17 protein-coding genes are annotated in these 17,646 nt (G+C 46.5%); 12 read left to right on the forward strand and 5 right to left on the reverse strand.

Features of this window, described 5'->3' with window-relative positions:
- Window positions 1–208 precede the first annotated feature (208 nt).
- The 3 genes from phnW (at window position 209) to phnX (ending at window position 3,614) form a co-directional block, all read left to right on the forward strand.
- Window positions 209–1,312 carry a 2-aminoethylphosphonate--pyruvate transaminase gene (gene phnW, locus UF05_RS19135; RefSeq protein WP_025632977.1) on the forward strand — a complete coding sequence of 368 codons (1,104 nt, stop codon included), beginning with the start codon at window positions 209–211 and terminating at the stop codon, window positions 1,310–1,312.
- Window positions 1,313–1,338: 26 nt separating this feature from the next.
- Entirely contained in the window at window positions 1,339–2,718 is a 1,380-nt protein-coding gene (locus tag UF05_RS19140; protein WP_025632979.1) for an aspartate aminotransferase family protein, read from the forward strand.
- Between the two features lie 80 nt (window positions 2,719–2,798).
- Window positions 2,799–3,614 carry a phosphonoacetaldehyde hydrolase gene (gene phnX / locus UF05_RS19145; protein ID WP_025632981.1) on the forward strand — a complete coding sequence of 272 codons (816 nt, stop codon included), beginning with the start codon at window positions 2,799–2,801 and terminating at the stop codon, window positions 3,612–3,614.
- A 76-nt stretch (window positions 3,615–3,690) separates the two neighbouring features.
- Here the strand turns inward: phnX and UF05_RS19150 are convergent, their stop codons facing one another.
- Window positions 3,691–4,719: a LacI family DNA-binding transcriptional regulator gene (locus tag UF05_RS19150; RefSeq protein ID WP_005463961.1), complete on the reverse strand. Its 1,029-nt coding sequence runs from the start codon at window positions 4,717–4,719 to the stop codon at window positions 3,691–3,693.
- A 249-nt stretch (window positions 4,720–4,968) separates the two neighbouring features.
- On the opposite strand from UF05_RS19150, the gene UF05_RS19155 reads away from it, so the two are divergent.
- From UF05_RS19155 to UF05_RS19165, 3 genes are all read left to right on the forward strand, one after another.
- Entirely contained in the window at window positions 4,969–5,412 is a 444-nt protein-coding gene (locus tag UF05_RS19155; protein ID WP_045546309.1) for a PTS sugar transporter subunit IIA, read from the forward strand.
- Window positions 5,413–5,480: 68 nt separating this feature from the next.
- Window positions 5,481–5,753: a PTS sugar transporter subunit IIB gene (locus UF05_RS19160; RefSeq protein ID WP_045546310.1), complete on the forward strand. Its 273-nt coding sequence runs from the start codon at window positions 5,481–5,483 to the stop codon at window positions 5,751–5,753.
- A 24-nt stretch (window positions 5,754–5,777) separates the two neighbouring features.
- A complete protein-coding gene (locus tag UF05_RS19165; protein ID WP_005463995.1) occupies window positions 5,778–7,034 on the forward strand; it encodes a PTS ascorbate transporter subunit IIC in 1,257 nt (418 codons plus the stop codon).
- Window positions 7,035–7,158: 124 nt separating this feature from the next.
- Here the strand turns inward: UF05_RS19165 and UF05_RS19170 are convergent, their stop codons facing one another.
- A complete protein-coding gene (locus UF05_RS19170) occupies window positions 7,159–7,506 on the reverse strand; it encodes a hypothetical protein (protein ID WP_005464009.1) in 348 nt (115 codons plus the stop codon).
- 9 nt (window positions 7,507–7,515) lie between these two features.
- Entirely contained in the window at window positions 7,516–9,549 is a 2,034-nt protein-coding gene (locus UF05_RS19175) for a S8 family serine peptidase (protein ID WP_015312848.1), read from the reverse strand.
- 468 nt (window positions 9,550–10,017) lie between these two features.
- Between UF05_RS19175 and UF05_RS19180 the strand changes: the two genes are divergently transcribed.
- The 5 genes from UF05_RS19180 (at window position 10,018) to UF05_RS19200 (ending at window position 15,221) form a co-directional block, all read left to right on the forward strand.
- Window positions 10,018–11,274: a type 2 secretion system lipase gene (locus UF05_RS19180; RefSeq protein WP_020841753.1), complete on the forward strand. Its 1,257-nt coding sequence runs from the start codon at window positions 10,018–10,020 to the stop codon at window positions 11,272–11,274.
- 719 nt (window positions 11,275–11,993) lie between these two features.
- Window positions 11,994–13,337, forward strand: coding sequence for an OmpP1/FadL family transporter (locus UF05_RS19185; RefSeq protein WP_168936791.1), 1,344 nt, complete (start codon window positions 11,994–11,996; stop codon window positions 13,335–13,337).
- Between the two features lie 78 nt (window positions 13,338–13,415).
- Complete coding sequence (locus tag UF05_RS19190) at window positions 13,416–14,135, forward strand: carbonic anhydrase (protein ID WP_025521977.1); 720 nt, start codon at window positions 13,416–13,418, stop codon at window positions 14,133–14,135.
- Between the two features lie 79 nt (window positions 14,136–14,214).
- A complete protein-coding gene (locus tag UF05_RS19195) occupies window positions 14,215–14,766 on the forward strand; it encodes a YtfJ family protein (protein ID WP_005374105.1) in 552 nt (183 codons plus the stop codon).
- Between the two features lie 20 nt (window positions 14,767–14,786).
- Window positions 14,787–15,221: a hypothetical protein gene (locus UF05_RS19200; RefSeq protein WP_005393700.1), complete on the forward strand. Its 435-nt coding sequence runs from the start codon at window positions 14,787–14,789 to the stop codon at window positions 15,219–15,221.
- Window positions 15,222–15,300: 79 nt separating this feature from the next.
- Here the strand turns inward: UF05_RS19200 and UF05_RS19205 are convergent, their stop codons facing one another.
- Together UF05_RS19205 and yjjG are read right to left on the reverse strand one after the other, a co-directional pair.
- Window positions 15,301–15,840 (reverse strand): NUDIX domain-containing protein, encoded by a 540-nt coding sequence (locus tag UF05_RS19205; RefSeq protein ID WP_025632460.1) that lies wholly within the window; start codon window positions 15,838–15,840, stop codon window positions 15,301–15,303.
- A 51-nt stretch (window positions 15,841–15,891) separates the two neighbouring features.
- Window positions 15,892–16,566 (reverse strand): pyrimidine 5'-nucleotidase, encoded by a 675-nt coding sequence (gene yjjG, locus UF05_RS19210; protein WP_025632459.1) that lies wholly within the window; start codon window positions 16,564–16,566, stop codon window positions 15,892–15,894.
- A gap of 138 nt (window positions 16,567–16,704) precedes the next feature.
- Between yjjG and UF05_RS19215 the strand changes: the two genes are divergently transcribed.
- The gene (locus tag UF05_RS19215; RefSeq protein WP_029802537.1) at window positions 16,705–17,628 is read left to right on the forward strand and encodes a LysR family transcriptional regulator; all 924 of its coding nucleotides are present in this window, start codon (window positions 16,705–16,707) and stop codon (window positions 17,626–17,628) included.
- Window positions 17,629–17,646 lie beyond the last annotated feature (18 nt).

Here is a 17,646-nt window from a genome sequence, read left to right on the forward strand (position 1 = left end):
CTACTGAGCCTTTGTGACGAAATCATGACCATAAAATGGCAGTTTTGAGAAAATTATCGATAAATAGGCGACCAACTGATCGGTGAAATTTTGGATATGAAAGTTTTATGAAATTCACTGAATGGCTATTTACGACCCTTTTTCATCCTTGCTAGAGTGAACCTAACCTCTGGTGTAGACCAATTAAATTATTCTGATGGAAATCGAGATGAAAAACGAATACCTACTACTGACTCCAGGTCCTCTATCTACTTCTGAAACAGTGCGTGAAGCCATGCTAAAAGACTGGTGTACTTGGGATGATGAATACAACAAAGACATTGTAGAAGTGATCCGCACTAAACTTGTAAAACTGGCGACAGAGCAAGACGGCTACACCAGCGTACTAATGCAAGGTAGCGGCACCGCATCAGTAGAAGCAACGATTGGCAGTGCCATTGGCAAAGATGGAAAATTGTTGGTTGTCGACAACGGTGCTTACGGTGCGCGTATCGCTCAGATCGCTGATTACCTAAATATTCCATGCCATGTAGTTTCCCCAGGCGAAACATCACGGCCACACTTGAACGAGGTGGAAACTGCATTGGCATCGGATCCTGCTATCACACACGTAGCGATTGTTCACTGCGAGACAACCACCGGCATGCTGAACCCAATTGAGGCATTTGCTTCTGCGGCAAAAGCACATGGTAAAGTGGTGATTCTCGATGCCATGTCGAGCTTTGGTGGCATTCCTATCGATATTGCAGAATTAGGAATCGATTTTATGATCAGCTCTGCAAACAAATGTATTCAAGGCGTGCCGGGCTTTGGCTTTGTGATTGCGAAACAAACTGAGCTCGAAAAGTGCCAAGGTCAGGCACGTTCTTTGAGCCTTGATCTTTACGACCAGTGGCACTGCATGGAAGTGAACCACGGCAAATGGCGTTTCACGTCTCCTACGCACACGGTTCGCGCTTTCTACCAAGCATTGTTAGAGCTGGAACAAGAAGGTGGTATTGAAGCTCGTCATCACCGTTACCAAACTAACCAGAAAACACTGGTTGCAGGTATGCGTTCTTTGGGGTTTGAGCCACTACTGAGTGATGAACTTCACTCGCCAATCATCACTTCTTTCTACTCTCCGACGCACAGTGATTACCAGTTCAAAGCGTTCTACACGCGCTTGAAAGAGCAAGGTTTTGTGATTTATCCGGGTAAGGTATCGAACGCAGATTGCTTCCGTATCGGTAACATTGGTGAAGTTTACCCAGCAGATATCGAGCGCTTAATCGGTGCGATTGAAAAAGCAATGTACTGGCAAGTTGCGTAAAGCAGCCTTCTGGTTGAGAGAGCGTTATGACTCAGAATATCAAACCGACCCATTTCCGCAGCGAAGGCGATGTCAACACGACGCCAGCGCGCCAAGCTTGGAATGCGTCGATGGACGACGAACGCACGCAAGCATTATTGAAGCGCGATTCCGAGGTCTTTCTTCATCAAGCTATGTCGACGCCTTGCTTAGATACCTTGGAAGCAGCGGAAGGCATCTACATCCAAGATGCTACCGGCAAAAAGTACATGGACTTCCATGGCAACAACGTCCATCAGCTGGGCTACGGTCATCCGCATGTGATTAAACGTGTGCAAGAGCAAATTGCCAAACTGCCGTTTTCACCACGTCGTTTTACCAACGAGACCGCGATTGAATGTGCCGAAAAACTCACCCAAATCTGTGGTGGCGAATTGAACCGCGTGTTGTTTGCGCCAGGTGGCACATCAGCAGTCGGCATGGCACTTAAATTAGCACGCCACATCACGGGCAACTACAAGGTGGTGTCTCTGTGGGATTCCTTCCACGGCGCATCGCTAGATGCCATCTCAGTGGGTGGTGAAGCGTGTTTCCGTCAAGGCATGGGACCATTAATGGCAGGTGTTGAGCGCATTCCACCAGCGGTGTCTTACCGTGGCGCTTTCCCAGTCGCGGACGGCAGCGATGTGCATTACGCCGACTACCTTGAATACGTGATTGAGAAAGAAGGCGGCGTGGGCGCATTTATCGCAGAAGCGGTTCGTAATACAGACGTACAAGTACCGAGCAAAGCCTACTGGAAACGCATCCGTGAAATCTGTGATAAACACAATGTCATGTTGATCATCGACGACATCCCTAACGGCATGGGTCGCAGCGGCGAATGGTTTACCTATCAAGTCTACGACATCGAGCCAGATATGCTCTGCATCGGTAAAGGCTTAGGCGGAGGATTAGTTCCTATCGCAGCCATGGTAACCAAAGACAAATACAACACTGCCGAGCAAATCTCCATGGGTCATTACACTCATGAGAAAAGCCCTATCGGGTGTGCTGCAGCACTGGCAACCATGGAAGCCATTGAGCAAGAAGGCTTGTTAGATAAGGCCAAAGCCGACAGCCAGTTTATGCATGAAAAGCTGCTAGAGATGAAAGCTAAGTACCCAGTGATTGGCGATGTTCGTGGCATCGGCATGTTGTGGGGCATTGAACTGTTCACCGACCACGAAAGCAAAGCGCGTGCGTATGACGAAGCGGAAGCTGTGCTGTACCAATGCCTCAACAATGGCGTGAGCTTCAAGGTGTCACAAGGCAATGTGATTCAACTCAGCCCACCGCTGATCATCACTCGCGAGCAACTGACAGAAGCGTTGGCGATCTTCGAAGAAGCGATCGCCAAAGTGTGTAAAGACTTTAATTACTTCTAACCTCGACAAGAAACAATTTATCCAGAGCGCGCTTCCAGCGTGAAGGCAAGCGCTCTGGCAAGCAAGAAAAAGGATTGAACATGAGCAACTCACCTATTCAAGCAGTGATCTTTGACTGGGCTGGCACTATCGTCGATTTCGGCTCTTTCGCGCCAACCAGCATCTTTGTGGAAGCATTCAAACAAGGCTTTGATTTTGATATCGATCTTGAAGAAGCGCGTGAACCAATGGGGCTTGGTAAATGGGACCACATCCAAGCTGTGGGTCGCATCCCTTCGGTTGATAAACGTTGGAATGAGAAGTTTGGGCGCTCAATGACCAGCGAAGACATCGACGCAATTTACGCAGCATTTATGCCTCTGCAAAAAGCAAAAGTGGCTGACCACGCAGAACCAATTCTCAATGCAATTGAAGTTGTGAACGGTCTGAAAGACAAAGGCATTAAGATCGGTTCTTGTTCTGGTTACCCGCGTGAGGTGATGGACGTATTGATTCCAGTTGCAGCGAATTACGGCTACCAACCAGATTACGTTGTCGCGACAGACGATCTGCCCCAAGGTGGTCGCCCTGCGCCGTTTATGGCACTGAAAAACGTGATTGAGCTTGGTGTAACCGACGTTAAAGCATGCGTCAAAGTGGACGATTCAGCACCAGGCATCTTTGAAGGTCACAATGCGGGCATGTGGACGGTGGGTCTGCTGCTTTCTGGTAACGAAGCGGGTCTGACATTTGAAGAATACCAAGCCGCAGACGAAGCAACCTTAGAGAAAGCTCGTGAAAAAGCACGCGCGAAATTTATCAAGAGTGCACCTCACTACTTAATCGACACCATCTCCGATCTGCCAGAGGTGATCGTAGATATCGAACAACGCCTAGCCGCGGGCGAACGTCCGTAGTTTTCGCTCGTGAATTCAGAATGTAAAAAGCCTCTCCATATTGAGAGGCTTTTTGTATTTATGGAAAGCGGAGGGGTCAATTAATCGCGGTACTTGCTCGACGCTTTAGCTTAAAGCCCATACTGGTCGGCCGTTCTTCTGGCTCACCTTTGATGGCATGTAACAGTTTTTCTGCCGCCTTGGTGCCCATGCGCTCGTAATCAAATTCTGCCGATGTCAAACTTGGGTAAGCGTGCTCCCCCATAGAAGAGCCTTCAAGGCAAATAATGGCAATGTCGGTCGGGACTTTGAGAACGCGGCGATGGCACTCAAAGAGCGCACCAATTGCTATCTCCTCATGGCTACACACCAAAGCATTCAAGCTTGAATCGCGCAGCAATAACTTCGCCAATCCTTCCGCACCCAATTGTGAAGATGGCGCTTCATGAGTCGTCAGAAAATGATCTGGGGTGAGATAGTTTTCAATCATCGCACTTTGCCAACCGTGTAACTGGCGTTGCAACGTTGAGTGATTCCCGCGCGCCCCAATAAAACCAACGTTCTTAAAACCTTGTTCAATCAGGTGTCTGGTACAGGCCTTACCCACTTCGAAGTGATCCACGCCAATGTTGAGATAACTGGCCTTTGAGCTCAGTTCGGCAATCTCTAACACTGGCGTATTTGATGCCTCTAACAGTTGATGCGTTCGCTGACTATGCTCACTTCCAAACAGTACAACGCCCGCAGGACGGCTCTCTAAAAAAGTCGAAAGCAACTTTTCTTCTTGCTCAATCGAGTAGTCGCTGTAACCCAGCAATAGTTGATAACCCGCTTTGTTTAACGCCTGTTGGAAGCTTGGTAAGAAATGCGCGCATGCTTTTTCAAACAGTGACGGAATGATAAGAGCGATGGAATAACTTTCTGCAGATGCGAGTGCCCCTGCGGCTTTGTTCGGGATATAGCCGAGCTCATCAACCACTTGTTGAATTTTTTCTCTCAGCTTATCGGATACCAGCTCTGGCGTTCGTAATGCTCGCGACACCGTCATCGTGCCTACGCCTGCTTGTTTGGCGACATCAGCCAAAGTGACATTGCCGGTACTTCTTCGTTTGCGAGGTTCGCTCATTGTTTTTATTTAATGTTCTCTAATTTCAGCTGCGACATCTTATCACAGCGCTTTAATGGTTTTGATATTAGCGCATTAGAACTCGAACACCAGCACATCAAACTTCGATGCCTGATAAAAATGATAGCGCTATCACAATTAATGGTAGCGCTATCAGATAGCGCTACCATTTGTGATCACTCTCAGGTTTTTCTGGCAAATTGATCGATAAAGTACGCAGCAACAAAACAACAAATCGGAAACATTCCAATGCTACGTGAACTGATTACCTCTGATGTCATTCGCATCCATTCTGACGCAACCGACTGGAAAGATGCGATCAGCAAATCTTGTGAAGCTTTGCTTGAAAATGGCGCGATAGTACCAAGTTACGTTGAAGCAATTTACCGCTCGCACGAAGAGCTTGGCCCTTACTACGTGGTAGGTCCGGGCATGGCGATGCCACACGCTCGCCCTGAAGATGGCGTTAACCGTTTGTCACTGGCGATCACGGTGATCCAAAACGGCGTCAACTTTAACTCTGAAGAAAATGACCCTGTAAAAATGCTGGTCACGCTAGCGGCAACGGACAGTAATAGCCACGTTGATGCGATTTCGAAACTGGCGGAATTGTTTATGAATGAAGAGCACGTAGAGGCCATCTGCAACGCTCAAAGCAAAGAAGATGTTCTTGCGATCATCGATAAATACTGAGTTTTACTCCTGACATACCCCATTCACAAATGGGTATACCCCCTATAAAAAAAGAAAAGGTCTGAATTATGAAAATTATGGTTGTTTGCGGTCACGGTCTTGGTACTAGCCTAATGATGGAAATGAGCATCAAAAGCATCGTAAAAGAATTGAACGTCGATGCCGCTGTGGATCACATCGACCTTGGCTCAGCAAAAGGCACAAGTTGCGACATTTTCATCGGCACAAAAGACATTGCAGAACAGTTGGAAGCACTTGGCGTTGAACAACGTATCGTAGCGCTTGATAACATGGTCGACAAAGTCGCAATGAAAGAGCGTTTATCTTTGGCACTTCAATAGCTTGGCGCTCTATAAGGTGGCGTTATGGAATTCTTCAGTTTCTTAATGAACGATGTCCTATCAGAGCCAGCAGTTCTGGTCGGTCTCATCGCTCTAATCGGCTTAATTGCCCAGAAAAAACCAGTCACCGAGTGCATTAAAGGCACGGTAAAAACCATTCTTGGTTTCATCGTGCTTGGCGCAGGTGCAGGCTTAGTTGTGAGCTCGCTAGGCGACTTCGCGACGATTTTCCAACACGCATTTGGCATTACAGGCGTGGTTCCAAACAACGAAGCTATCGTCTCTATCGCGCAAGAAGCGTTTGGTAAAGAGATGGCGATGATCATGTTCTTCGGCATGTTGGTGAACATTCTGATCGCTCGTTTCACGCCGTGGAAATTCATCTTCCTAACAGGTCACCACACACTATTTATGTCGATGATGGTGGCGGCGATTCTGGCATCTAGCGGCATGAAAGGTGTTCCACTGATCGCTCTTGGCTCTGTGGTTGTGGGTTCTGTAATGGTGTTCTTCCCTGCAATTGCGCACAAATACATGAAGCAAGTAACAGGCTCAGACGACGTTGCGATTGGTCACTTCTCTACCCTTTCTTACGTACTAGCTGGCTTTATTGGCAGCAAGTTCGGTAACAAAGAGCACTCAACAGAAGAGATGAATGTCCCTAAGAGCTTGTTGTTCTTACGCGATACGCCAGTGGCTATCTCGTTCACAATGGGCATCATCTTTATGGTGACGTGTTTGTTCGCTGGCGGCGATTTTGTCCGTGAAGTCAGTGGCGGTAAACATTGGTCTATGTTTGCGCTAATGCAATCCATCACTTTCGCCGGTGGTGTGTACGTCATCCTGCAAGGTGTACGTATGGTTATCGCAGAAATCGTTCCTGCATTTAAAGGCATCTCAGACAAACTGGTTCCAAACGCAAAACCTGCACTGGATTGTCCGGTTGTGTTCCCATACGCGCCAAACGCGGTATTGGTGGGCTTCCTATCGAGCTTTGCAGCCGGTCTAGTGGGCATGTTCCTGCTGTACGTGATGGGTCTTACTGTGATTATCCCAGGTGTCGTTCCACACTTCTTTGTGGGTGCTGCGGCAGGTGTATTTGGTAACGCGACAGGTGGTCGTCGCGGCGCAATTCTAGGCGCGTTTGCACAAGGTCTACTGATTACTTTCCTACCTGTATTCCTAATGCCAGTACTGGGTGATCTTGGCTTTGCAAACACAACATTCAGTGATGCTGACTTCGGCGCGGTAGGTATCCTACTTGGTTTGATTGTTCGCTAAGTTTTCTCTCTGATGAATACGGAATTCGGCTCGTCGGCATTCTTCTCTGAGAGGCTTTAGCCATAGAAAAGCACTCAAACAAAACGCCCCTCACGTGAGGGGCGTTTTTCTTATTGAGGCTATCTTATTGAGACAGCAACTTTCTCGTTGGTTCTTGCTCGGTGTACTCAACCGCATCGCTGGTGGAAAGCTTGTCGACATCTTCTTGAGAGCCGGTTACTACCAACACTTGCTGTTTCACCAAAGCATCGACCACTTCAAGGTTGTTGTGACGAAGAAGCGCTCTCACTTCGCTTTCTTTCCCTTTGTGATATTTCACAAAATAGCGAGCCGGTTGTTGCTCTGCACTTGTTGGACGCTCATCCACAAGAGGAAAGCCTTGGTTGTTAGCAAGGCTGGTGGCGCTCATGCCAATCGCCAATAGCGCGGTCAAACTCCCCGCCGTTACGGAAAGTAAGGTCAGCTTCTTCATAGTCACTCCTTATTGAAATGTCAGAGACCAACTGTTGATTGTACCTGTGTCTCTTCTGGCACTGTCGACGGCTTTTAGTTCCCAAGAACCTTGTGATTCAAAACCAGAGAAATCAACTTGGAAAGTGGTTTTAATATCGTTAGCGCTGCCGCCAGTATTGTCGTGAAGCACGACTTGTCCACCTGTCGGTGAAGTCAGAGTCACTCGTAGGTCACCGATGTAAGTATGGCTAATATCTACGTCAATGCTTACAGTACCTGAGTCGCCAGTGCGATCGACATTCAGTGCGCTGATGGCACCAGAGGTTTTGTTGTCAGGAATCGCAACAGGGTTAGTGTTTGAGTAGCTAGAATCTGCAGAGCTACCGCCACCGTCAGGACCATTACAGCCCGCATCCAAGAACAGCTTCGCCGCTTCCGCATTCACTAGGCCGTGACCTGTGCGGTTATCTCGACCTGCAACATCAATGTCTGTCGCGGTTTTGATCAACGCGTTACGTACTTGCGCTGCGGTGCACGTTGGGTGGTAACTCCACACCAAGCCAGCTACGCCCGTTACGTGCGGAGTCGCCATCGAAGTGCCGTTGTAGTACTCGTAGTCTTCACCTGATGTAGTTGCAACCGTGATCTCTTGGCCTACGTAACCCAATAGCTCTTGACCAAATGCACGATCAACTGTCACCGACACCATGCGATAAGCGTTGTTTTGGTCAACTAAGAATGGGTTTTGTAACCCAGCTAATGCCGCGTTGCTGTATACAATCGCCGCGCTTGCGCCTGCGTTGTAACATGCTCGGACTGCATCCACCTCTGGGTATGTACCTGAAGATTGATTGCCAATACGCTCAGTAAGACAGATTTTGCCTGACATGTCGCCACAGTTGAAGTTACCGCCAGACACATCACAGCTTGCCAATGTCGCGGTGACTGAACCTGCAACTGGTGCTGGTACAAACTCAGTGCCGTTGTGGACCAAACGGTTATGAGGCACGATGCCACGGTCAAACTGGCTAACACCGTTTAGCGTAATGTCAGACAACTTACCTTCGCCTACTGTTACGGTGGACAGGATCGCCACACCCGGCGCCGCGATTTCAACTTGATCGGTCGCTTGCGAGAACGCCGCGTGATCATTTTGATTATCGACCGCTGCAACTGACATGACAGAATCGTAAGACGCTGGGTAGCTGTGCGCTGTATTGCCGTCGTTACCCGCCGCAGCGATTAACAGTACGCCTTGATCGTAGATCGCTTTCAGCGCATTTTGCTCCGTGCGACTCGATTGGCTACCACCGAGGCTCATGTTCACCACGTTTGCGCCATTATCAGCACACGTTTGTATCGCTTTCACAAGACCAGAAGAGTAACCCCAGCCCGCTTCGTTAAACACTTTCACGATGTGAAGGTTCACGTTTTGGTTTGGCATCACGCCCTTCACGCCTTCAGTGTTCGCGATCGCAGCGATTGTGCCCGCTACGTGAGTACCATGCGCGTTGTTGTTGCCAGGATCGCTCCATGACCCTGTGCCACTGTCATTGGTACCAGCAACACGGTTACCGCTCAGATCGTTGTGCGACAAATCGTAGCCAGAGTCAATGATACAAACCGTGCGGTTACCTGCATTGAAGTCATCCAACTGTTGAGCATTCACTGCGTTGTAACCCCAAGGTACCGTTTCACTTAGCAGGTAACGCGGAGGATCGACTTCCACGTATTCCACATCACCACGGTTACGCAGTGGTTCAAGATCATCCCCATCCAGCTCGACGCTGTAAATGGCACGGTTACCAAGTTTTTCCACTTTACGTGCTTTCACCTGTTGCAAAACAGATTCTTGCGCGATACGTGGTCCCCAAAACGAGTTGCCACCCATCGAAGATCGGCTTACCGGATCTTCTTTGAATTTGACGATGTATTTCGTCGGCAACTTGGATTCGTCGAATCCCATCGGTGGAGCCGCGAATGCTGACATGGAAGCAGTCAGCGCGACGGCGACAGCAGACAATGTAAATAAGCCTTGTTTTTTACTTGTTGTGTAGTGCATTTGCCCTATTCCTTAGTTGAGCTAATTTTTATTCACTATATCCTCATGAAAAATCATCATTACGATGTATACATGAGTCACTCAGCTATAGTTCATCGTCCAAAAATGCCAAACAATTTGTTTCATGAATATACAAATTTGTACAAAATATCATTCAATCAACATTTTTAGTTAACATCAAAAAGCATCAACAAAACCTTATAAAGCAATCACTTATTTAACAAAAAGTGCATGTTAAATTAATGTTAGTGAGTAATTATTCTAAATATGAGCCATTTAATCGATTGCTATGCTGAATGAATTTTTTGACCGTGATGCCAAAATCAAAATAATGAATATTTAGTTGTTGACTGTCTGGAGTATTTACTCAGAATTAGAGGGTTTAGTGAGAAAAATTCTCATCTAAACAATGTTATAGCCAAGTATTTTTCAATGTGCTTGGGTCAATAACCATTACAAGAAGAGTGAATGATGAAAAAAACAATCACACTATTAACTGCATTACTCCCGCTTGCTTCTGCAGTTGCCGAAGAGCCAACCTTATCACCAGAAATGGTCTCAGCGTCTGAAGTGATCAGCACGCAAGAAAACCAAACCTATACCTATGTTCGCTGTTGGTATCGCACCAGCTACTCGAAAGATGATCCGGCGACCGATTGGGAATGGGCAAAAAACGAAGATGGTAGCTACTTCACCATTGACGGCTACTGGTGGAGCTCCGTTTCATTTAAAAACATGTTCTACACCAACACGTCGCAAAACGTTATCCGTCAGCGTTGTGAAGCAACATTAGATTTGGCGAACGAGAACGCAGACATTACGTTCTTCGCCGCTGACAATCGCTTCTCATACAACCACACGATCTGGAGCAACGACGCAGCAATGCAGCCAGATCAAATCAACAAAGTGGTTGCACTCGGTGACAGCTTGTCTGATACAGGCAACATCTTTAACGCATCACAATGGCGCTTCCCTAACCCGAACAGCTGGTTCTTAGGTCACTTCTCCAACGGTTTTGTGTGGACAGAATACATTGCCAAAGCGAAGAACCTTCCGCTCTACAACTGGGCAGTTGGCGGCGCGGCTGGTGAGAACCAATACATCGCGCTAACAGGGGTTGGTGATCAAGTTTCTTCGTACTTAACCTACGCAAAACTGGCGAAGAACTACAAACCAGCAAACACCTTGTTTACGCTTGAGTTTGGTTTGAATGACTTCATGAACTACAACCGTGGCGTTCCAGAAGTGAAAGCAGATTATGCAGAAGCACTGATTCGTTTGACGGACGCAGGTGCGAAGAACTTCATGTTGATGACACTGCCAGACGCGACGAAAGCGCCTCAGTTTAAGTACTCAACACAAGAAGAGATCGACAAAATTCGTGCGAAAGTGCTTGAGATGAACGAGTTCATCAAGGCACAAGCGATGTACTACAAAGCGCAAGGTTACAACATCACGTTGTTTGATACTCACGCCTTGTTCGAGACGCTAACTTCTGCGCCAGAAGAGCACGGTTTCGTGAACGCGAGTGATCCTTGTTTGGACATCAACCGCTCATCGTCTGTCGATTACATGTACACCCACGCATTGCGCTCTGAGTGTGCAGCGTCTGGTGCTGAGAAGTTTGTGTTCTGGGATGTCACGCATCCAACAACAGCAACTCACCGCTATGTTGCAGAGAAAATGCTAGAAAGTAGCAACAACTTAGAAGAGTTTCGCTTTTAATAATACTTTCTTATAGGTTAAACTCTTAATCATCATAAATACGTTGATGATTAAAAATGGCCACGAAATATCGTGGTCATTTTGTATTAATATATATGAGTCTACTTTTATATTTAAATATAGATGAACAATAATTAAAATACAAAATTTCAAGTTATAAGTATTATAAACAAAACTTTTAAATACCAACAAACCAGTAAAATCCAAAATTATTCAACATTCCATCAATTTAAATTTCATTATGGCCATTTTTAATTATTGAATTTCAAGAGGAGTTAAGTGATAAGTTAAATAAAAAATACCCACATAACACAGGTAAGACCGAGAGGAGTGTGTCATGTGGGTTTAAAACGATAGTTCTCTTGCTGATTCGAACTACCAACGTTGGGATGCAATGGAAATACAAATGACTCAGAGTTTCCATCACGGACACTTTATCGCTGGATTTACCTCTTTTTGTTAGGGAACAGTCAGCACAATAAAAATAGAGAAGTAATACCGCAAAAATAAAAATAGAGGCTCTGAGTTTAATTTACATGTAAAATAATCACCACATTCACGACATGAACCATTAATAAATTTATCAATAAATATTTATTAAGTTAAATTTATTTATTGTCAACATACTGTTAGTTTTACCCCTAAATATACTGGTCAGATTTGTTTATTTTACTGCTTTTCGTTGCAATACAACCTCTAATTAATTCATGAGAAAAAACATGCAGCGACAATTAACTCTTTCACCGATTTATTTATTAATCGGGTTAGCCTCATCAACGGCGTATGCCGGTGGTTTTCAAATTAACGAACATTCGGCGACGGGTCTTGGTCGTGCTTTTGCTGGTGATGCCGTCATTGGTGATAATGCGTCTGTAGTCAGCCGGAACGCCGCAGCGATGACGCTGTTTAAACAAAATGCCTTATCGTTCGGTGTCACTTACGTCAAACCTGACGTTACCGTTAAAAATGCGCAATATCATCGAGCTAACATTAATGCGGATGTCAATGTTGGTATGGGCGGTTTTCCTCCGTCCCCTCAAGTTGAAATTACCCCGTCCTTCTCTCAAACCGTGACCGACATTGATGACGTCGATGGCGTTGGTCAACCAGCCGTTGTACCCAATTTTTACTTTATTCACCCTATCAACGACGACTGGTATCTAGGCTTATCGGCATACTCCAACTTCGGAACCGACATGGAGTTTAAACCAAACTATGGCGCACCTGTTTTTGGCGGTGTCACCAGCGTAGCGAGTGTCAACCTTGGCGCAAGCTTGGCATACAAGGTGAACGACCGTTTTAGTATCGGTGGTGGTATTGATGTGATTTACGGCTCTGGTGAGCTGTACCGCGATATGGACGTGGGTGTTTGCGTTGGTGGGAACATACTTGGAAACGAACTAGAACAACGTTGCGGAGCCTTAAAAGGCAACGCACTTGATGTGGAAGCTGGCGGCATTGGGCTTGGCGCGAACATTGGCATGATGTACGAGTTTAACGAACGTCATCGCTTAGGTTTAAGCTACAAGCACAGCCCTAACATCGATGCCAAGGGTGACATCCACTTTGCTGGCGAATCGTACGACTCACTTGCTATGCCGCTACCGGATATTGCGGAGTTTTCCGGTTATCACCGCGTCTTACCTAAATTTGCCCTGCACTATTCTGTGCAGTGGATTGGTTGGTCAGCGTTTGACAGCTTGAAAGCTGATGATCAGTTGCTAAAAGATTTTCAGTGGCAAGACTCCGCGCACTACTCCATCGGTGCGACTTGGTACGCCAATGAACGTTGGACACTTCGCACGGGTTACATGTTCGACAAAACACCTGTCGATGAGCTGACTTCGCTTTCTATTCCAGATTCGAACCGTCACTGGTTATCTGCGGGTGCCTCTTACCAATGGTCATCAGATACCACGGTTGACATCGGCATGACGTACTTGATTGGTGAAGATGTCAACGTAGAAGAGTACGCGTATGAAGGTGTTCCTGCACCGATGGTAACGGGCGTGACCCATTCAAATGCGTTCCTAATTGGTGCCCAACTCAGCCACCGTTTCTAATTTGTCAGGCAGTGATCAAACCTCTAGGTCATTGCCTTGTAACAACGCTTATCAAAGCGACCGAACAGAGACATTATTATGAACAAAACACTACTTGCTTTTTCACTCTCACTTCTCACTCTAAGCGCTGCTCAGGCTTCGGAATGGGGCTATGGCAATGACAAACACGGGCCAGAACACTGGGGAGAAATCGCCAAAGACTGCGCAACCACGAAAAACCAAAGCCCAATCAACATCGACAACCCAGCCGATGCAAAACTGGAAGCACTGAACCTTTCGTACACTGGTCAGGTCATTGGTTTAACCAACAATGGTCATACGCTGCAAGCGCAAGTGAACGGACGTAATAGCTTCACCATCGATGGCGAGACGTTCGAGCTGCAACAGTTCCATTTCCACACACCTTCAGAAAACCAAATCAAAGGCCGCCAATATCCACTTGAAGCGCACTTTGTACACGCCAACGCAGACGGCGAGTTGGCGGTAATTTCGGTGATGTTTGATGCTGGCGATCAAAACGCAGCGCTGTCTAAACTGATCAACGCAATCCCACAAGAGAATCAAACCACGTTCTTTAAAGATACGTTTGAGATTAACGACTTACTGCCAAAAACTGCAAATTACTATCGATTTAACGGCTCTTTAACCACACCACCATGTTCAGAAGGTGTGCGCTGGTTTGTGCTTAAAGACACTCAAACCTTATCCAAAGATCAAGCCGCGAAACTGATGGAAGTCATGGGACAAAACAATCGTCCGCTGCAACCGCTAAATGCGCGCGTTGTACTTGCTAACTAATCGCCACATCCGATAAGGGGCATCGTATTTGCCCCTTATTTTGATTCGCTCTAACCTCACTTCGTTACAGGAACCCCCAATGAAAACTCCATCTGTTCTGTCACTCTTACTCGCACTCGCCCCGACACTCGCCTTCTCTCATAACCTTTCTGTCGGTCAAACCACCCCTTCCGTCAGCATTGATACCTATGGCGAAATGACGCTGCAAGGAGACGATGTGGCTTATCAACCTTGGGCAACTCAGCAGATGTTAGGCAAAGTCCGTGTGATACAAGCCATTGCAGGTCGTAGTAAAGCTAAAGAGATGAACGCGCCGCTGATGTCAGCAATCACTGCCGCTCACTTTCCTGAAGATCAGTATCAGACCACAACCGTAATCAACCAAGAAGACGCCATTTGGGGAACCGGTACATTTGTAAAATCGTCGGCAGAGGACAGCAAAAAGACATTCTCTTGGTCTTCCATGGTGTTAGACAAAAATGGCGTATTAGCAACAACTTGGGATCTGCAGCAAGAAAGTTCTGCGATTATCGTACAAAATAAACAAGGCGAAATTTTATTCGTGAAAGAAGGGGCTTTAACTCAAGACGAAGTCACACACGTCATCGAACTGATTAAACAGAATATCTAAACCTAAGGTAAGGAAAAGCTATGAAACTGTTCAACACCATCGCACTCTGTCTTTTAGCGGCTGTAGCCTCTTTCCAATCGGTTGCTGGAGACAACGATTGGGACAAGATTGCAGATAAAACCGTCAGTTTTAAATCGGAAACCGACACAGTCAATCCATTGTCACCATTTGCTAACGCTCGTTTCAGCCACATAAAAATCAAATGTACGCAAGGTACGGTCGATCTGAAAAGCGTTAAAGTAATCATGAAAGATGGTCAGGAAAAGACGTTCGACAGTTTAGGGGTTCTGACTAAAGGCATGTCATCAAGAAGCTTAAGCCTACCAACAAAAGATAACGCGAAGTTAGACAAAATCGAGTTGAACTATGAATCGGTTGGCAGCACTGCGCTGCAAGTCGCGGGGGTGACCAAAAAAGCGAAAGTAGAAATTTTAGGTAAGAAAATCGACGAGTAAGCGATGGCTCAACGAGCTCACCCAAACTAAAAACAGCGGCACTAGGCCGCTGTTTTCATTAAAAAATCGTCATGGATAACTAAATGAATTTCTTCAGCTTCGCCAAACCATAAGCCGCGATAGTGACACAATCTTTGATCGTGCCGTCGGTCATCATTTGTTCGAACTCCTCAACAGAAAAAGCGCGAGTGATCAAATCCTCTTCTTCACTGTCGAGTTGATTACCCACATCCGTTAAGTCACTGGCGAAATAGACATGACATGTCTGATTCAAAAAGCCGTATGCGATAAACTGCGCGCCGACATACGCCATTGCGCTCGCCTGCATGCCCGTTTCTTCACGCAGCTCGCCTTTGGCAAGTTCAAGATGATCCGCATCTGGGTTTGATTCCCACGCCCCTTGTGGGATCTCCCAACAACGTTGACCTACGGTGTAACGGTACTGCTGAACCAAGTGAATCATCCCGTTATCGATAGCCAGAATCGCAGCACAATCAGGTTTGTCGACCACACCATAGATGCCCTCTGCGCCGCTCGGACGTAAAATTTTGTCCTCACGCACCGTCATCCACTTATTCTGGTAAACGACTTTGCTGTCTAACTGTTTGATGTCTGACATGGTTATTCCTTGATTTTTCTGAGGGTTACAGCGGAATAATACCCGATTCGGTTACGCCACCAAAATGTTCTTTAGTTCACTCAAAGACTCAACGGTGTAATTTGGTGCGATAAGCTCATCGACGCTTGCGCCTGTGGTATTTAACCAGCAAGTTTCAATACCAAAATTATTACCACCCAGAATATCGGAATGCAGGTTGTCACCCACCATCAGTACGCGCGTTTTGCATGGGTTGCCCATTTGCTGCATCGCGTATTCAAAAATACCTAAGTCCGGTTTTGCTACGCCCACTTGTTCAGAGATCACTACTTTATCGAAGTACTCAGTCATCCCTGTGCGCTCAAGGCGGATCGCTTGCAACTCTGTAAAACCGTTGGTGATAATGCCCATTTTAGCTTTGCCTTGCAGCGCTTCCATCAGCTCTTTTGCACCTGGCAACAAGCTGCAAATATCGGCCATTGCTTCTAAAAATGCGCTGTTGAGATCTGCTGTTGTGGTATTCAACTTCTCAGCCCACTCGGTAAAACGCTTATGTTTTAGCTCATCTGCCGTTACTTTGCCGTCTTGGTAATCCACCCAAAGCGGTTTGTTTACGGTTTGGTAATGAGCAAAATCTTGTTCAGTAAAATCTACGCCTTTGCGAGAAAACATAAGCTGCAAACCTTTGAAAGCATCAAAGTGGAATAAGGTTTCGTCAGCGTCAAACAGGATCCAATCGTACTTCATTTTCTTCTTCCCAAAATCAAGGTCGTAATACTGGTGCATAGTCTAGATTGTTTTCTTCTTGAAGATAATCTCTATAATTGGAAATTAATTGTATCCTTGTGCTCAACAATAAATGCTTCACGATAATAGGAGATTGATGTGAACGCGATTGCCTCCCTGCCCGTTTTTGTTGCTGTTGTCGAATGCGGCAGCTTTTCCCTTGCGGCCAAACAGCTGAATCTGACGAAATCGGCGATCAGCAAACGCATCAACCAACTAGAAGATGATTTGGGCATTCGTCTCCTTAATCGAACTACGCGTAAGCTGAGCCTGACCGAAGCAGGAGAACGCTATTTTGAGTACGCCTCTCAAGCGCTCAACCTAGCCCAGCAAGGCGTAGACGCGGTATCGGAACTGCAAGGCTCTCCACAAGGTCGGCTCAAAATTACCGTGCCGATGTCTTTCGGTGTACTGCATATCGCGCCTTTGATCAGCGAGTTTCTCACTCGTTACCCGAAAATTGAAGTGGATTTAAACCTCGAAGACAAAATGGTCGATTTGGTTAAAGACGGTTTTGATTTGGGGATCCGTATTGGTGAACTCACCTCTTCCAATCTAATCGCAAAACGTCTCGCCCCTTGTAAAAGTGTGCTTTGTGCCTCGCCAGATTACTTAGCGGAGTTTGGAACACCACAAAAACCAAGTGATTTAGTCAGTCACAACTGCCTGCGCTACTCCTATTTCCGTGGCGGCGTCGAATGGATGTTCATCAACAACGGCAGCGAATACAAGGTACTTCCAAAAGGAAACTTTATCGTCAATAACAGCGAAGCCATTCGCCAGTTGCTGTTAAGAGGTTCGGGCATTGCGCAACTGCCAACATTTATTGCAGGGAGAGACTTTGCTGCAGGAAATCTAAAACCGGTGATGGAAGAGTATTCTCTACCAGAACACGCCATTTATGCGGTTTTTCCTGAGCGCAAGCACATGCCGTTGAAAGTAAGAGCCTTTATCGATTTTATCAGCGAAAAACTCGGCACAGATTTACCTTATTGGGATCGTTACAACAGCCCAGAAAAATAACCATATTGATGATAAGTG

This window comes from Vibrio sp. S457-15 (assembly GCF_000960545.1).
In the GTDB taxonomy this organism is placed as follows: Bacteria; Pseudomonadota; Gammaproteobacteria; order Enterobacterales; family Vibrionaceae; genus Vibrio; species Vibrio parahaemolyticus.